Genomic DNA, 16,836 nt, shown 5'->3' with positions numbered 1-16,836 from the left:
CGAAACAACTGATACAAAAAACCCGGCGTTGGCCGGGTTTTTTCATGCTGCTCAAGTTCAGGACATTCTTGCGCGCTGTTCCGCCTCGTAATGCCGAGTCTGGTACGGCATGAGCGCCTGAATCTTCAAACCCAGACTTTCCGTCAACCCCCAAGCAACCGCCAACTCGTCGCGGCGATTGCGTAATAAAACACCTGGTTGAGAAACGACGTGTTGCTTGGGTGTTTTGGCGTTGAAAAGCTCGAGTGCATGGAGCGTTTCCAATACGCGGCTATCCGATACACATGCGAAACGCGTAAATCGCTCCAGCAGATAAGCCGCTCGCCGCAGCTCGACTTCATCGCTGTGAAACTTGAGAAATGTTGATATCTCACTCTCAAGATCGGATTTTGAATACCAGACCTCTTTGGCTGCATCGACCAGCGCCGTCCCATCGGCTTGATCCAGCGGTCTTCTGACCAACGTATCCAATGCCGAAGAAAGGACATGATCATCAAGAGAGTTCGACATCTGGTTCCTCCAGGTAGTCCTGCAAGATATTGAAGAGCACTGAGGCAGGTTGCTCTTTGCTGCCAACATATACATCAATTGCTTGCAATGCCAGACGCCGGAAATCACTCGTCAGAATGAAACCGGCTCTAAGAAGCGCCTTGATGTCCGCAACGTCGTGATCGGTAGCCCTACCAAGTTTTGTAATTGCAATATCCACCGGAGCAGCGATGTGAATCTGGAGCGGGGACGTCTCCGGAAACTCAGTCATGGGAATACTTCGCACCCAGTAGTCTTCATGGATCGGGCCAAAACTAGTGTTGTATTGAAGGTCGTAGTTCAGCTCCATCACCCGAGCGGAGCGCTCGTCGATAAAAGGCTCCGGAACTTGAGCAAGAAGCGCTTGAAGGTCGAACCCTGGCGGAAGGCAAGCTTCATAAATCTCCGCATCGACATCCATGGAAATACGATGATTTGTGTAGAGATGTACGGCGCAACCACCAAAGACGATGATTTTGACTGCCCCCGGATCGGCATTTTCCTGCGTCAATTCTGCTTCGACTGATTTGAACATCGAAACCAATGCCTTCCCCAATGCAGTATTCGTGTTGATACGGGGAGTGACTACGGGCAGCAATTCCATTTTTGAACCTCAGAGTCATGTCGATGGCTAAAGCGACGCAACTTGTTGCCCTGCTCGCTGTTTGCCAGAGACAGATCAAGGTATGGATGCGACTTCCGAGGGACAACCTGAAAGAGTGGTAGGAAAATTCCCCGGTTTGATTGCGCTCTGAAACTCGTCTGACGCCTGTTAATGCCTCATCGCTGGCAAGCCAGCCCCCACAAGGGAATGCATTTCAATTGTGGGAGCCAGCCTGCTGGCGATGAACGATGACGCGGACGTCAGGTTTGTGGGTCGACTCGATCCAGCGCTCGGTTTACCGCCAGTTCGGCGAGCATGACGATTTGCTGGATGCCTAATACGGTGCTGCGCTGAGAACCGTTTAGCTCATTGGCGAAGTTGCTGGCGGCGGTACTTGCCGAGGCTAATGACTCGCAAGCGTGGGCTAGCAGGCTTTCGGTGTCGACTTGAGGGCAGACCATGAACATGGTGCTCGGTCGGCAGGGCTTTGCGGGGTCGGGGCACAGATAGAAGTCGAGGGCGCGTTTGATGGCTTCGCGGTTTCGGGCCTGGTCTTCGGCGCGGAGGGCTTCTTCGAGTGGGGTTTTGGTTTCGGGGGGGTCGGGAATTAGCTTGTCCAAAATTCAACTCCTGCTACAGCAAGTGAGGATGCCATCGTTCGCCGGATCTCACGCGGCGAAGAGGTGGCAGCTATGTGCAGGGTGAGATCCACCGGAGCAGGCAACCGGCCAGACCGAAGTCTGCCCGCACACAGCCGCCATAAAACAGGCAGCAGATTGAGCTGGCGCCAATTATCGTGGTGTTGGCGCTAGTTGCAAGCATTCCGGGGATCTCACGCCCGGTCGCTAAATTGGCAGCGACAGACAAAGCCTAGAGAGCAGGCGTCCGACGGACAATCTGAAAACCTTGTGGGAAGGTTCTGCTACTTCGACACTGCTTTAAACAGTCAAAAGCAAACCCTCACTGTAGAGACCGGTACATCCTTTACAAATTAGACCGGGGACATCGTTTACACCTTTACAGGCTTGAAACGCGTTTGGCGCCTCTTTCAAGCCTGCCTAAACAGTGGCTGCAAAGGTACAGTTCCCAAGCGTCATCAGCCACTTCCTTCAACGCGATGTCCTCTCCAATTAGAGCCTCTCCTAGAAAAATCAGCTGTCCTTTCCATTTAATTTCCCCATTTGACCGAACCTTACGTACTTCAACATCGGAACCGTATTCAAGCGCAGGCAAGTAACCGGGATAAGCGCGTATCGACGGGCGATAGACAGATGCCGGCGGTTTCATGCCCAGCGCGGTGTGCGGTCGGTGGTGGTTGAAGTCTTGGATGAAATCCTGAAAAGCCAGCTGCTGGCGCACCAGGTTTTCCGCCGGTGGCACTGCTGCCTTTAGCGTTCGATGCATCCGTTCATGTCGACCATTTTGGTCGGGACGGCCAGGTGTAATCGTTTCGACATGGATTCCGAGCCTGATGAACCAAACCGATAACTTCGAAAGTCGCGCCAGACCTGTCGACGCAAAAGGAGCGCCATTATCAGTGCGGATCACATCCGGCAGCCCATATTCTCGAAAAGCCCACTCGAAGCCTTCCCGCGTCGGCGCTCCGTGCGTACTGGGCAAAGCGCGACAGACGAATAAAAAGCGGCTCATCTGATCGGTAATGGTCAGCGGATAGCACCAATTACCGTCCTGCATTTTGAACTGCCCTTTGTAATCAGCACACCAAGTCTGGTTGGGCGCGTCGACCGGACGTAAATGTGTTGGAGCACGGGGACGCGGGGGATAGGGCCGTCGTGCCACCACCAAACCAGCTTTCTTCAACCACTCCCCGGCGGTACTCGCCGCCGGCCATTGGATATGCGGATCGGAATCGCGCAGGCGACCAATGATCTGCTTGGGTCCCCGATCGGGATGTTCGTTTTTCTTGGCCAGCAACTTGGCGATGATTTCATCGGAAGTTTGGTGAGGGCAATTCAGCGGCTTACGCGACTGCTCTTTCAAGCCATCCACGCCCAACGCTGCATACCGTTCCAGCCACTTGTCGATGGTTGGACGACTGACGCCATACCGCCGGCTTAATTGGCTTTTGGTGTAGCTGCCGCTGAGCCAATCGCTAATTAACTTCACTCGTTGATCCATTGGGGACTCTTGTTTCCAGGGCATGGTCAGCACCTCCTGACCATGATTGATACCTGTAAACCATGTCCCCGGTCTCAAACGTAAAGGATGTACCCGGTCTTTACCCACCCTAGCCCTCTCCCAGAGGGAGAGGGGACTGACCGAGGTGTTTGGTGGATGTACGCCGACGTGAAATACCGAGTCGAATTCAGATTCTGAAAAGTCCAAAAATCGACTCCTCTCCCTCGGGTGAGGGCTGGGCGGGCGGCGATCCGATCAGGGGCGAATCCAGCACAAAACCCAGCTCGGCTGCCTCCCCACATTGCTGGCACTGTCAACTGTCAGGTCTGACAGTTGACCGCCTCGATCGACCTTATTACGTTGGCTGAATCAGGCAGTTTTTATGTCGTAGCCTCGATAACCCGAAGCTCAATTCATTAAGGATGGCTGCGACATGGCAAAGAAAATGACGGACGCAGAACAACTGGAGCATCTGAAAAAAACCTTCAGATATCTTGATGAAAATTCAGACGGAACTCTTACTTTCGAAGAGTTCGCCAACGGTGCCAAAGGCGCTGAAAAAACCATGAGAACTTGGGTATGGGATGAATACAACAAGGATCGGAACAGCGAACTAACCCTGGAAGAGTACCTGGCCCCAAAAAAAAAGAAGCCCGCCGAATAGTTTCGTCACCTCCAGGCCGCCATCGCTGGCAAGCCAGCTCCCACAGAGCAAAGCAACACCACCACCCCGCTCCTCACCACTCAACAGGATGAGCGTTAGCTCGGCTGCTGCTTGTGATCTTGATCCACCGGCCCCGTCGGCAGGCTGAGTGGAGGGATTTATCCGGGGGTGGGAGCGCAGCGACCGTTTGGCGCAGCCAAATGCATCGAGAGGAGGTGCAGCGAAGCAAACCGTAGGCGATGCGCCCGGATGGATCCCGGAGCGAAGGAACCCCGAGCTTTAGCGAGTGGGCCGAACGTTGGGGCAAGCGTTTTTTTGCTTACTTTTTTTAGGCGTTTGTAAAAAAAGTGAGTCGCCGTAAGGGCGAAACCGCCAGCCGCAGCACCCGAAGAAACGGATATTCACTCAGTCAGCCAGAACATGGTCGCCTGTCAGGGCGCCATCGCGAGCAGGGGGCTCACTCCTCCAGAACAGCAAATCGCAGGCAACAAAAAACCCGCAGACAATCACTCATCTGCGGGTTTCTTGTTTCAGCAGCAAGAAAAATCAGAAATCTTCCAGCCGCCACACCTCATAAGCCGGCGTCTCGTAGGGATGGCTCAACTTGAGCGCCGCCACAACAGCCACGATCAACTCATCCGCCACTACAAGCTCAACCTTCCATTCCTCAACCCGCTCAACCTGCCCTGCCTCACCAATAAACGGCTGACTGCCGTCCAAAGGTCGAAACTGGCCCAGACCAAGCACCTGCCACGCACAGTGGTCATAGTCACCGATCCGCCCACCACCGGCAGCGAACACAGCCCCTTTGACCACCTCGACATGACTGTCAGGAACAAAAAACGCCAGCTTGTACACGAGGATCAGTTAACCCAGACACGAGCATTACGGAACATACGCATCCAGGGTGCATCCTCGTTCCAGTCTTCCGAACGCCACGAGTTCTGCACCGCGCGGAACACACGCTCCGGGTGCGGCATCATGATCGTCACACGGCCATCACGGCTGGTGAGACCGGTAATCCCGCGCGGCGAACCGTTCGGGTTGGCCGGATAACGCTCAGTGACCTTGCCATGGTTGTCGACGAAACGCATCGCCACGCAACCGGACAGATCGGCTTCCAGCAGGGCTTCTTCGCTGGAGAACTCGGCGTGACCTTCACCGTGAGCGATGGCGATCGGCATACGCGAACCGGCCATGCCTTGCAGGAAGATCGAGTTCGACTCCTGAACCTGAACCATCGCCACGCGCGCTTCGAACTGCTCGGAGCGGTTACGCACGAAGTGCGGCCAGAATTCGCTGCCCGGAATCAGCTCGTGCAGGTTGGACATCATCTGGCAACCGTTGCATACGCCGAGGGTGAAGCTGTCGTTACGTTCGAAAAAGCCCTGGAACGCATCGCGGGCGCGGCTGTTGAACAGTGCCGACTTGGCCCAGCCTTCACCGGCGCCGAGAACGTCGCCGTAGGAGAAACCACCGCAGGCCACCAGACCTTTGAACTCGTTCAGGTCGACACGGCCGGCCAGAATATCGCTCATGTGCACGTCGATCGCGTTGAAACCGGCGCGGTCGAACGCGGCGGCCATTTCCACCTGACCGTTGACGCCCTGCTCACGCAGCACGGCAACCTGAGGACGGATGCCTTTCTTGATGTAAGGCGCGGCGATGTCCTGGTTGACGTCGTAGCTGAGCTTGACGCTCAGGCCCGGGTTGTCTTCTTCCAGCAGCACGTCGAACTCTTGTTCGGCGCAGTCGGCGTTGTCACGCAGACGCTGGATCTGGTAGCTGGTCTCGGCCCACTGACGTTGCAGCAGACGACGCTGACCTTCGAACACGGTGTCACCGTTGAAGGTGATGTTGATCTGGCCATTGTTGATCGGCTGACCGATCACCGAGACGCAGTCGCCCAGACCGGCCGCGCTGAATTGCGCGAGGATATCTGGCGTGGCGTCCTGACGAACCTGGATCACTGCACCCAGTTCTTCGTTGAACAGGATCGCAGCGATTTCCGCCGAAGACTCGGCAACGCTGTCGAGGTTCAGGCTCAGACCGCAGTGGCCGGCAAAGGCCATTTCCACCACGGAGGTCAGCAGACCACCGTCGGAACGGTCGTGGTAAGCCAGCAGGTGACCGTCGGCGTTGAGGCCCTGGATCACGGCGAAGAAGGCTTTCAGGTCTTCGGCGTCATCGACGTCCGGAGCATGTTTGCCGAGCTTGCCGTGAACCTGAGCAAGAATCGAAGCACCCATACGGTTCTGACCGCGACCGAGGTCGATCAGGATCAGGTCGGTGGTGCCCTTGTCCATGCGCAGTTCCGGGGTCAGGGTCTGACGGATGTCAGCCACTGGCGCGAAACCAGTTACGATCAGCGACATCGGCGAGGTCACGGTTTTTTCTTCGCCGTTATCGTTCCAGCGGGTGGCCATGGACATCGAGTCCTTGCCCACCGGAATGGTGATGCCCAGCTCAGGGCACAGTTCCATACCGACCGCTTTCACGGTGTCGTACAGACGCGCGTCTTCGCCCGGGTGGCCGGCCGCCGACATCCAGTTTGCCGACAGTTTGATGTCGGAGAGCTTGTTGATACGCGAAGCAGCGATGTTGGTCAGGGTTTCGCCGATGGCCATGCGGCCCGACGCCGGGGCGTCCAGCAGAGCCAGCGGAGTGCGCTCGCCCATTGCCATCGCTTCACCGGTGTAAACGTCGAAGCTGGTGGCGGTGACGGCAACGTCGGCCACCGGAACCTGCCACGGGCCGACCATTTGGTCACGGGCCACGAGGCCGGTGATGGTGCGGTCGCCGATGGTAATCAGGAAGCTCTTGCTCGCCACGGCCGGGTGATGCAGAACGCGTTCGATGGACTCGCTGATGTCGAGGTTCGACGGATCGAAGTCATCGCCCATTTCAGCTTCGCGAACCACCGAGCGGTGCATGCGCGGGGCCTTGCCCAGCAACACTTCCAGTGGCATGTCCACCGGGTTATTGCCGAAGTGGCTGTCGGTCACGGTCAGTTGCGGCTCGGCAGTCGCCTCACCCACTACGGCAAACGGGCAGCGCTCGCGTTCGCAGATCGCCTGGAAGCGCGCGAAGTCTTCAGGGCCGACGGCCAGAACGTAACGTTCCTGGGATTCGTTGGACCAGATTTCGTGCGGGGCCATTCCCGGCTCGTCGTTGGGAATGTTGCGCAGTTCGAAACGGCCACCGCGGTCGCCGTCGTTGACCAGTTCCGGGAAGGCGTTGGACAGACCGCCCGCGCCGACGTCGTGGATGAAGCTGATCGGGTTTTTGTCGCCCAGCTGCCAGCAACGGTCGATGACTTCCTGGCAACGACGCTCCATTTCAGGGTTTTCACGCTGTACGGAAGCGAAGTCGAGATCCGCCGAGCTGGTGCCGGTGGCCATGGAGGAAGCCGCGCCGCCACCCAGACCGATCAACATCGCCGGGCCGCCGAGGACGATCAGCTTGGAGCCCACGACGATCTCGCCTTTCTTGACGTGCTCTTCGCGGATGTTGCCCATGCCGCCGGCCAACATGATCGGCTTGTGGTAACCACGAACTTCGTCACCATGCGGGGTGGTGATCGACTGTTCGAAGGTACGGAAGTAACCAGTCAGGGCCGGACGACCGAATTCGTTGTTGAACGCGGCGCCGCCGAGCGGGCCTTCGATCATGATGTCCAGCGCGGTAACGATGCGCTCAGGCTTGCCGTACGGCACTTCCCACGGCTGTTCGAAGCCCGGGATTTGCAGGTTCGATACGGTGAAACCGGTCAGGCCAGCCTTTGGCTTGGCGCCACGGCCGGTTGCACCTTCGTCACGGATTTCGCCGCCGGAACCGGTCGATGCACCCGGGAACGGAGCAATCGCGGTCGGGTGGTTGTGGGTTTCAACCTTCATCAGGATGTGCACCGGCTCCTGCACCGCGCCGTACTGGCGGGTCTCAGGGTTCGGGAAGAAACGGCCGGCGACGTTGCCGACGATCACCGAGGCGTTGTCCTTATAAGCCGACAGAACGCCTTCGCTGTGCATCACGTAGGTGTTCTTGATCATGCCGAACAGGCTTTTTTCCTGGTTCTCACCATCGATATCCCAACTGGCGTTGAAGATCTTGTGACGGCAGTGTTCGGAGTTGGCCTGAGCGAACATCATCAATTCGATGTCGTGCGGGTTGCGCTTCAAGCCATTGAAGGCGTCGACCAGATAGTCGATCTCGTCTTCGGCCAGAGCCAGGCCCAGCTCGGTATTGGCTTTTTCCAGCGCAGCGCGACCACCACCGAGGATGTCGATTGCAGTCAGCGGCTTCGGCTCGGCGTGGCTGAACAGACCGGCGGCCTGCTCGAGGTTAGCCAGGACGATCTGGGTCATGCGGTCATGCAGCACGTCGGCAATCTGCTGCGCTTCGGCTTCGCTGAACTGACCGGCAACGTAGAAGGCGATACCGCGCTCCAGACGCTGGATCTTGCTCAGGCCGCAGTTGCGGGCGATGTCGCTGGCCTTGCTCGACCATGGCGAGATTGTGCCGAAACGCGGCAACACCAGAAACAGACGGCCGGTCGGCTCTTGTACCGGAACGCTTGGACCGTACTTCAGAAGGCGCGCAAGCACCTGCTGTTCGTCGCCGGTCAGGACGCCGGTGACTTCGGCGAAGTGAGCGAATTCAGCATACAGGCCACTGACAGCTGGAACCTTCTGGCTCAGTTGCTCAAGGAGTTTGCTGTGGCGAAAGGCAGAAAGGGCAGGAGCGCCGCGCAGGATCAACATCTTCGGGACAGCCTCGGGAAGGGGTGTGCTTTGAGGCCGTGCATTCTAGCCTAAACCGCCCTCAACATCACCCGAAACGCTACGCGCGGTTGCACTCGGGTATCAATCTGTGTTTCCGACTTCAGAGTCAGGTAAATCAGCTATTCAGATGCCGCTTATTTTTACTGTAACAAAATGCCGTCAAGCCCCGTTCCTGCGGGGTTTCGTGCAGTTTTGTGATCGCTAGCAGACTCGCCCTGCACTGTCGAGATATGGCGCCCGCGGCCGTTTGCGTATACTGCGCAGATGTTTTTCCCAACGGCTTTGCGTCCGCGGTACGCCAAATGGCTGATCGCAACCGGACTCTTCCTGATGCTCGGTGGCTGTGTTGATAAACCCAACACACTCGAGCGCGTAAAGGAGGATGGTGTGCTGCGGGTGATTACCCGTAACAGCCCCGCCACCTACTTTCAGGATCGCAGCGGTGAAACCGGCTTCGAATACGAGCTGGTGAAGCGTTTCGCCGACGATTTGGGCGTAGAGCTGAAGATCGAGACCGCCGACAACCTCGATGACTTGTTCGATCAGATCGGCAAGCCGAACGGCCCGGTGCTGGCCGCCGCCGGTCTGGTCAGCAGCGAACAGCGCAAGCAGCAGGTGCGCTTTTCGCACTCCTACCTTGAAGTCACCCCGCAGATCATCTATCGCAACGGCCAGTCGCGGCCGACCGATCCCGGCGATCTGGTCGGCAAGAAGATCATGGTGCTCAAGGGGAGCACCCACGCCGAGCAACTGGCGGAGCTGAAAAAGAAATTCCCCGGCATCGAATACGAAGAGTCAGACGCGGTTGAAGTGGTCGATCTGCTGCGCATGGTCGATGAAGGCCAGATCGACCTGACCCTGGTCGATTCCAACGAAGTGGCGATGAATCAGGTGTACTTCACCAACATTCGTGTGGCCTTCGACCTCGGTGATGCGCGCAGTCAGAGCTGGGCGGTCGGCCCCGGCGAAGACAACAGCCTGCTCAACGAAATCAACGCGTACCTGGACAAAGTGCAGAAGAACGGCACCCTGCAACGCTTGAAGGATCGCTATTACGGCCACGTCGATGTTCTCGGCTATATGGGCGCCACGACCTTCGCCCAGCACTTGCAGCAGCGCCTGCCGAAATACGAACAGCACTTCAAGAATTACGCGAAGAAAGAGAAAGTCGACTGGCGTCTGCTGGCGGCCATTGGTTATCAGGAATCGCTGTGGCAGCCGACGGTTACCTCGAAGACCGGCGTGCGCGGGCTGATGATGCTGACCCAGAACACGGCACAGGCAATGGGCGTGTCCAACCGCCTCGATCCGAAGCAGAGCATCATGGGCGGCGCCAAGTACCTGGCTTATATGAAGGATCAGCTCGACGATTCGATCAAGGAGCCGGACCGCACCTGGTTCGCCCTCGCGGCCTACAACGTCGGCAGTGGCCACCTGGATGACGCGCGCAAGCTGACGGCCAAGGAAGGGCTGAACCCGGACAAATGGCTGGACGTGAAGAAAATCCTGCCGCGCCTGTCGCAGAAACAGTGGTACAGCAAGACGCGTTATGGCTACGCCCGAGGCGGCGAGCCGGTGCACTTTGTGGCGAACATTCGTCGCTACTACGACATTCTGACCTGGGTGACGCAGCCGCAACTTGAGGGTGATCAAGTGGCTGAGGGCAATCTGCATGTGCCCGGTATCGACAAGTCAAAACCCGCACAAGAACCCGCCCCGCTCTAACAGACCCTGGAACCAAATGTGGGAGCGAGCCTGCTCGCGATAGCGGTGGGTCAGTCAATTAATTTTGTGTGACACACCGATATCGCGAGCAGGCTCACTCCTACAAGGGTTTTGAGTTGAAGCTTAAGGCTTGGCAGCAGCCAGGATCAGCGCCTTCATTTCCGCTACCGCAGACTTGAAGCCGACGAACAACGCATGCGCCACCAACGCATGGCCGATGTTCAGTTCGTTGATGCCTTTGATCGCCGCTACGGCTTCAACGTTGTGGTAGTGCAAGCCGTGACCCGCGTTAACGATCAGGCCTTGGGCCAGACCAAACGCCACGCCATCGGCGACACGCTTGAGCTCTTCTGCCACTTCGGTCGGGGTTTCGGCATCGGCGTAACGGCCGGTGTGCAGTTCGATGGCCGGCGCACCGACACGCTTCGACGCTGCGATCTGGCGCTCGTCGGCATCGATGAACAGCGACACTTCGCTGCCGATCTTCGACAGGCGCTCAACCGCTGCCTTGATGCGCTCCTCCTGTCCTGCCACATCCAGGCCGCCTTCGGTGGTCAGCTCCTGACGGGTTTCCGGGACAAGGCAGATGTGCGCCGGACGAATGCGTTCGGCAAACGCCATCATTTCTTCGGTGACGCCCATTTCGAAGTTCATGCGGGTTTGCAACACATCCTTGAGCAACAGAACATCGCGCTCCTGAATGTGCCGACGGTCTTCACGCAGGTGCACGGTGATGCCATCGGCCCCCGCCTCTTCCGCGTCCAATGCCGCCTTGACCGGATCCGGGTAGCGCGTGCCACGAGCCTGACGCAGGGTGGCGACGTGGTCGATGTTCACGCCAAGAAGAATGCGATTGCTGGTGGTCACGGATGCGCGCTCCTGAAGAAAAAGATTCGGCGCACAGCATACACGGTGAAGGGTCTGTTTACGTCTGGGCGCGGCGGCAACGGGATGCTGGCTGAGTGCAGGGCAAGGCGCGAGGAACGAAGTTTGGTTGCGCCAAATGAGTTCCGAGCAACGCGGCCCTGCGCGCAGCCAGCGCCCGTTGCGCCGCGTCCAGACGTAAACAGACCCTTAGGGCTTGCGAAACAGCTCGCGACTGACGAGAGGGCGACCGCCCAGGTGAACAGCCAGTGCCTGACGCATCAAGCGCTTGGCGGCGGAGAGCGCGCCGGGGGCGGTCCAGTCGGCTTCGGCCATGGCCAGTAATTCGACGCCGTTGAACAGGCCGGGTTGCAGCAGAAAGACCCGCTCAAGACCGGCATCCACTTGCAGACGATAGAGACCATCCGGCGCAACAGGTTCGCCATGGACGTCGGTATTCAACGAAAAGCCGTAACCGAGATCGTCCAGCAGCCGCCATTCGAAGGAGCGCAGCAACGGCTCCAGTGGACGACCTTCGGCCAATGCCAGCAAGGTCGCGGCGTAGTGATCGAAGACACCCGGGTGCGGGTCTTCGGCAGGCAGCAGGCGAATCAGCAATTCATTGAGATAGAGACCGCTGAACAGCGCTTCACCGTTGAGCCACGCCGAGGTGCCAGAGCTCTCCATGCGCCCGACGTTCTTCAGCTCGCCCTTGCCACGAAACTCGACTTCCAGCGCCACGAACGGCCGCGCCAATGTCCCAGCCTTGCCCCGCGCACTGCGCAACACCGCCCGCAGCCGACCTTGCGGCGTGAGGAAGTCCACCAACGCACTGGTTTCGCGGTAGGCGCGAGAATGCAGGACGTAGGCGGGTTGGGCGGGAGGCGGGTTTTGCGACATTGAGTTCTCGATGAAGAAACGCAGTTTTACACACAACCCAAAACCACTGTGGGAGCGAGCCTGCTCGCGAAAGCGGAGTGACAGTCAACATCAAGGCTGAATGTTACATCCTCTTCGCGAGCAGGCTCGCTCCCACAGTGGGTATCGGTGTTCTCTGGATCGGTGATTACAGGTCGCCGTAGCCCAGCGAACGCAGCGCACGCTCGTCATCGGACCAACCGCCCTTCACCTTGACCCACAGGTTGAGCATGATCTTGGAGTCGAACAGCAGCTCCATGTCCTTGCGCGCTTCGGTGCCGATGCGTTTGATACGCTCGCCCTTGTCGCCAATGATGATCTTCTTCTGGCCGTCGCGCTCAACGAGGATCAAAGCATGAATGTGCAGGGTCTTGCCCTGCTGCTTGAACTCTTCGATTTCGACGGTGATCTGGTACGGCAGCTCGGCGCCCATCTGGCGCATGATTTTCTCGCGTACCAGTTCGGCGGCAAGGAACCGGCTGCTGCGGTTGGTGATCTGGTCTTCCGGGAAGAAGTGATCGTTCTCCGGCAGATGATCAGCGATAACCTTTTCCAGCGCGTCGAGGTTGTGCCCGTGCTGCGCGGAGATCGGGATTATCTGCGCGTTCGGCAACTGCTCCTGCAACCAGCTCAGGTGCGGCATCAGCTCGGCTTTGTCTTCGATGCGGTCGGTCTTGTTCAGCGCAACGATCAATGGGCCGGTGACGTACTGCACGCGTTCCAGCACCATCTGGTCTTCATCGGTCCACTTGGTGCGGTCAACGACGAAGATCACCACGTCGACGTCTTTCAACGCTGCCGAAGCGGTTTTGTTCATGTAACGGTTCAGGGCCTTTTCGCCACCCTTGTGCATACCAGGGGTATCGACGTAGATCGCCTGCACGTCACCTTCGGTTTTGATCCCGAGCATGTTGTGGCGAGTGGTCTGCGGCTTGCGCGAGGTGATCGCGAGCTTCTGGCCAAGGATGTGGTTCAGCAGCGTCGACTTACCGACGTTGGGACGGCCGACGATGGCAACATAGCCACAGCGAGTTGCGTTTGTATCAGTCATTGCCATTCTCCACGCCCAGGGCAATCAGTGCTGCGGCGGCCGCTACCTGTTCGGCAATACGACGGCTTACACCCTGACCTCGGCTTTTTTCATTCAGTAAGACAACTTCGCACTCGACGAAGAAGGTTCGGCAGTGCGGCTCGCCCTGGATATCCACCACTTCGTAGCGTGGCAGTTCACAACCGCGCGATTGCAGGTGTTCCTGCAGGCGGGTCTTCGGATCCTTGTTGGTATCGATCAGCGTGAGGCCTTCGAACTCGCCGGCCAGCCAGGCCAGCACGCGCTCGCGCGCCATGTCCATGCCGGCATCAAGGTAGATCGCGCCGATCAAGGCTTCGAGGGCATCGGCCAGAATCGATTCGCGACGGAAACCGCCGCTTTTCAACTCACCGGAACCCAGTCGCAGGTAATCGCCAAGGTCGAAACCGCGAGCCAGTACGGCCAGCGTCTCACCTTTTACCAGGCGTGCGCGCAAACGCGACAACTGGCCTTCGCGGGCCAGCGGGAAACGATCGAACAGCGCCTCGCCAGCGACGAAGTTGAGGATGGCATCGCCGAGGAATTCCAGGCGTTCGTTGTTGCGCCCGGCAAAACTGCGGTGCGTCAGGGCCAGCAGCATCAGCTCCTGATCCTTGAAGGTGTAACCGAGCTGGCGCTCGAGACGGCTTAGAGAAACGCTCACGGTTTACCCACGCTGAGTTCGTGGCTGGATTCCACTGCCATCGCCGGGATGCGGCGCAGGCCTGGGACAATTAACGCTGTGTTCAAAAATTAAATCCTGGCGATTGCGAAGCCGATTGTGCCGGCTCCAGAAATGCATTCGGCGCTGTGGTCAACAGCGCCGTGTGTGATTACTTGATCAGGCCAACCCGCGAGAAATTCGGCAGGTGACTGAGTTTCGGTTCCGGCCAGCTCATCCAGACCGCGAAGGCCTTGCCGACGATATTCTGGTCGGGAACCATGCCCAGCAGATCCTTGGGAATGTTTGGATCATCCCAGTAGCGACTGTCATTCGAATTGTCGCGGTTGTCGCCCATCATGAAGTAGTGCCCGGCAGGCACTGTCCACGAGCGATCCGGCGTGGCGCGGTAGCGGCTCATTTCCTTGCGGATCAGATGCTCGGCGGCGCCCAGTTTCTCTTTGTACAGTTCGGCGCTGCCCAGTGTGCCCGGCTCGGCGCCGACCATCTGCTCGGCAATCGACTCGCCATTCACGAACAGACGCTTGTCGGCGGTGTAACGCACCGTGTCACCCGGCAGACCGACCACACGTTTGATGTAGTTGACGTTCGGATCGCTCGGGTAGCGGAACACCATCACATCGCCGCGCTGCGGATCACCGACTTCGATGATTTTCTTGTCGATCACCGGCAGACGGATCCCGTAAGAAAACTTGTTCACCAGAATGAAGTCGCCGACGTCCAGGGTTGGCTTCATCGAACCCGAAGGGATCTGGAACGGCTCCACGAGGAACGAACGCAGCACCAGCACGATGAACAACACCGGGAAGAACGACTTGCCGTATTCAACCAGCAGCGGTTCTTTGTTCAGTTTTTCAACGACCACCCCGTCAGGCTGGCTGACGCTGCCTTGATAAGAGGCAATGGCAGCACGCCGACGCGGTGCCAGGATCAACAGATCAAGCAACGCCAACAGGCCGCAGACGAACACGGCGATGACCAGCAACAGCGGGAAATTTAGTGACATAGGACCTAACTATCCAACCTGAGCACGGCAAGGAAGGCTTCTTGTGGAATTTCCACGTTGCCGACCTGCTTCATGCGTTTCTTACCGGCCTTTTGCTTCTCGAGCAGTTTCTTCTTACGGCTGACGTCACCACCGTAGCATTTGGCCAATACGTTCTTTCTGAGCGCCTTGACGGTTGTCCGGGCAACGATCTGACCACCGATGGCGGCCTGAATGGCTACGTCGAACATCTGACGAGGAATCAGTTCTTTCATCTTCTCGGTCAACTGGCGACCTTTGTAGTGCGAGTTGTCACGGTGCACGATCAATGCGAGGGCATCGACCTTGTCGCCGTTGATCAACACGTCCAGTTTCACCAGATTAGCCGATTGGTAACGGTCGAAATGGTAATCCAGCGAAGCATAGCCGCGACTGGTGGATTTGAGACGGTCGAAGAAGTCCAGCACCACTTCGTTCATCGGCAGGTCGTAGGTGACCTGCACCTGATTGCCGAGAAACAGCATGTCGACTTGAACGCCACGCTTCTCGATGCACAGGGTGATGACGTTGCCCAAGTGTTCTTGCGGCACCAGAATGTTGGCCCGCACGATCGGCTCGCGCATGTCTTCGATCGACGACACATCCGGTAGCTTGGATGGGTTGTCGACGTAAATCGTTTCACCGGTTTTCAGCACCAGCTCGAAAATTACCGTTGGCGCAGTGGTGATCAGGTCCAGGTCGTACTCGCGCTCGAGGCGCTCCTGGATGATTTCCATGTGCAACATGCCAAGGAAGCCGCAACGGAAGCCGAAGCCCAGTGCGTCGGAGCTTTCCGGGGTGTACTGCAACGACGAATCGTTGAGGGTCAGCTTCTGCAGCGCTTCGCGGAAGTCCTCGAAGTCGTCGGAACTGACCGGGAACAGACCGGCGTAAACCTGTGGTTGAATGCGCTTGAAGCCGGGCAGCACTTCAACGTCCGGGGTCGAGGCCAGGGTCAGGGTGTCACCGACTGGTGCACCGTGAATGTCCTTGATGCTGGCGATGATGAAGCCCACTTCGCCGGCTTTCAAATCAGTGGTGGCGGTGTGTTTCGGGTTGAACACGCCCACGCTGTCGACCAGATGGATCTTGCCGGTGGACTTGACGAGGATCTTGTCGCCCTTCTTCACGCGGCCATGACGTACACGTACCAGGGAAACAACGCCCAGGTAGTTGTCGAACCACGAGTCGATGATCAACGCTTGCAGCGGATCTTCAATGTTGCCGGTCGGCGCAGGAATGGTATGCACCAGGCGCTCGAGCACTTCGTCGACACCCAGACCGGTTTTGGCGCTGCAGGTGACGGCGTCGGTGGCATCAATGCCGATGATTTTCTCGATTTCGTCTTTTACGCGATCAGGATCAGCCTGCGGCAGGTCGATCTTGTTCAGCACCGGCATGACTTCAAGGCCCTGCTCGATCGCGGTGTAGCAGTTGGCTACGGACTGAGCTTCAACGCCTTGACCGGCATCGACCACCAACAGTGCACCTTCACACGCTGCCAGGGAACGGCTGACTTCGTAGGTGAAGTCGACGTGACCCGGGGTGTCGATGAAGTTCAGCTGGTACTTGATGCCGTCTTTGGCGGTGTAATACAGGGTGACGCTGTGGGCCTTGATGGTGATCCCGCGTTCACGTTCCAGGTCCATGGAGTCCAGCACCTGGGCTTCCATTTCACGCTCGGCCAGGCCGCCGCACATCTGGATGAAGCGATCGGCCAGCGTCGACTTGCCATGGTCAATGTGGGCGATGATGGAGAAATTGCGGATATGACTCAAATCACTCACGGATCAACACTCAAAAAGGCTGCAGGCATGGCCCGCCGAAAAATAGCCGGG

At 58.0% G+C, this 16,836-nt stretch carries 14 protein-coding genes; 2 read left to right on the top strand and 12 right to left on the bottom strand.

Annotated features, from left to right (window positions below):
* Positions 1-57 precede the first annotated feature (57 nt).
* From HU754_RS06535 to HU754_RS06520, 4 genes are all read right to left on the bottom strand, one after another.
* Entirely contained in the window at positions 58-510 is a 453-nt protein-coding gene (locus HU754_RS06535) for a hypothetical protein (protein ID WP_099758076.1), read from the bottom strand.
* Positions 494-1,132: a DUF6036 family nucleotidyltransferase gene (locus HU754_RS06530; protein WP_186621910.1), complete on the bottom strand. Its 639-nt coding sequence runs from the start codon at positions 1,130-1,132 to the stop codon at positions 494-496. The genes HU754_RS06535 and HU754_RS06530 overlap by 17 nt, the downstream gene beginning before the upstream one ends.
* Positions 1,133-1,392: 260 nt before the next feature.
* On the bottom strand, positions 1,393-1,752 hold the full coding sequence (locus HU754_RS06525; RefSeq protein ID WP_186621908.1) for a DUF6124 family protein: 360 nt from the start codon (positions 1,750-1,752) through the stop codon (positions 1,393-1,395).
* Positions 1,753-2,149: 397 nt separating this feature from the next.
* A complete protein-coding gene (locus HU754_RS06520) occupies positions 2,150-3,295 on the bottom strand; it encodes an integrase core domain-containing protein (protein WP_116256756.1) in 1,146 nt (381 codons plus the stop codon).
* A gap of 409 nt (positions 3,296-3,704) precedes the next feature.
* Here HU754_RS06520 and HU754_RS06515 point away from each other — a divergent pair, with 409 nt between their 5' ends.
* Entirely contained in the window at positions 3,705-3,935 is a 231-nt protein-coding gene (locus HU754_RS06515) for an EF-hand domain-containing protein (protein WP_099758074.1), read from the top strand.
* A 546-nt stretch (positions 3,936-4,481) separates the two neighbouring features.
* Here HU754_RS06515 and HU754_RS06510 read toward each other — a convergent pair.
* The gene (locus HU754_RS06510; RefSeq protein WP_042607740.1) at positions 4,482-4,793 is read right to left on the bottom strand and encodes a YqfO family protein; all 312 of its coding nucleotides are present in this window, start codon (positions 4,791-4,793) and stop codon (positions 4,482-4,484) included.
* A 5-nt stretch (positions 4,794-4,798) separates the two neighbouring features.
* Positions 4,799-8,695, bottom strand: coding sequence for a phosphoribosylformylglycinamidine synthase (gene purL, locus HU754_RS06505; RefSeq protein ID WP_186625612.1), 3,897 nt, complete (start codon positions 8,693-8,695; stop codon positions 4,799-4,801).
* Between the two features lie 285 nt (positions 8,696-8,980).
* Here purL and mltF point away from each other — a divergent pair, with 285 nt between their 5' ends.
* Positions 8,981-10,441: a membrane-bound lytic murein transglycosylase MltF gene (mltF, locus tag HU754_RS06500; RefSeq protein ID WP_093436891.1), complete on the top strand. Its 1,461-nt coding sequence runs from the start codon at positions 8,981-8,983 to the stop codon at positions 10,439-10,441.
* Between the two features lie 123 nt (positions 10,442-10,564).
* Here mltF and pdxJ read toward each other — a convergent pair whose 3' ends face one another.
* From pdxJ to lepA, 6 genes are all read right to left on the bottom strand, one after another.
* Positions 10,565-11,308 carry a pyridoxine 5'-phosphate synthase gene (gene pdxJ, locus HU754_RS06495; RefSeq protein ID WP_093436895.1) on the bottom strand — a complete coding sequence of 248 codons (744 nt, stop codon included), beginning with the start codon at positions 11,306-11,308 and terminating at the stop codon, positions 10,565-10,567.
* Between the two features lie 207 nt (positions 11,309-11,515).
* Entirely contained in the window at positions 11,516-12,205 is a 690-nt protein-coding gene (recO, locus tag HU754_RS06490) for a DNA repair protein RecO (RefSeq protein ID WP_093436899.1), read from the bottom strand.
* 166 nt (positions 12,206-12,371) lie between these two features.
* A complete protein-coding gene (gene era / locus HU754_RS06485) occupies positions 12,372-13,274 on the bottom strand; it encodes a GTPase Era (protein WP_186625610.1) in 903 nt (300 codons plus the stop codon).
* On the bottom strand, positions 13,267-13,956 hold the full coding sequence (gene rnc, locus HU754_RS06480; protein WP_186625608.1) for a ribonuclease III: 690 nt from the start codon (positions 13,954-13,956) through the stop codon (positions 13,267-13,269). Before rnc ends, era begins: the two co-directional genes overlap by 8 nt.
* A 169-nt stretch (positions 13,957-14,125) precedes the next feature.
* Positions 14,126-14,980: a signal peptidase I gene (gene lepB / locus HU754_RS06475; RefSeq protein WP_007909027.1), complete on the bottom strand. Its 855-nt coding sequence runs from the start codon at positions 14,978-14,980 to the stop codon at positions 14,126-14,128.
* 5 nt (positions 14,981-14,985) lie between these two features.
* Positions 14,986-16,785, bottom strand: a complete 1,800-nt coding sequence (gene lepA / locus HU754_RS06470) for a translation elongation factor 4 (RefSeq protein ID WP_008083639.1) — start codon at positions 16,783-16,785, stop codon at positions 14,986-14,988.
* Positions 16,786-16,836: the final 51 nt, after the last annotated feature.

The sequence above is a fragment of the Pseudomonas zeae genome (assembly GCF_014268485.2).
Taxonomy (GTDB): domain Bacteria; phylum Pseudomonadota; class Gammaproteobacteria; order Pseudomonadales; family Pseudomonadaceae; genus Aquipseudomonas; species Aquipseudomonas neuropathica.
This window is presented reverse-complemented; position numbering and strand designations above follow the sequence as displayed.

Coding starts and splice junctions, on each gene's coding strand:
- HU754_RS06535 (WP_099758076.1), bottom strand. CDS start 510: ATGTCGAACTCTCTTGATGATCATGTCCTTTCTTCGGCATTGGATACG.
- HU754_RS06530 (WP_186621910.1), bottom strand. CDS start 1,132: ATGGAATTGCTGCCCGTAGTCACTCCCCGTATCAACACGAATACTGCA.
- HU754_RS06520 (WP_116256756.1), bottom strand. CDS start 3,295: ATGCCCTGGAAACAAGAGTCCCCAATGGATCAACGAGTGAAGTTAATT.
- HU754_RS06515 (WP_099758074.1), top strand. CDS start 3,705: ATGGCAAAGAAAATGACGGACGCAGAACAACTGGAGCATCTGAAAAAA.
- purL (WP_186625612.1), bottom strand. CDS start 8,695: ATGTTGATCCTGCGCGGCGCTCCTGCCCTTTCTGCCTTTCGCCACAGC.
- mltF (WP_093436891.1), top strand. CDS start 8,981: ATGTTTTTCCCAACGGCTTTGCGTCCGCGGTACGCCAAATGGCTGATC.
- recO (WP_093436899.1), bottom strand. CDS start 12,205: ATGTCGCAAAACCCGCCTCCCGCCCAACCCGCCTACGTCCTGCATTCT.
- era (WP_186625610.1), bottom strand. CDS start 13,274: ATGACTGATACAAACGCAACTCGCTGTGGCTATGTTGCCATCGTCGGC.
- lepB (WP_007909027.1), bottom strand. CDS start 14,980: ATGTCACTAAATTTCCCGCTGTTGCTGGTCATCGCCGTGTTCGTCTGC.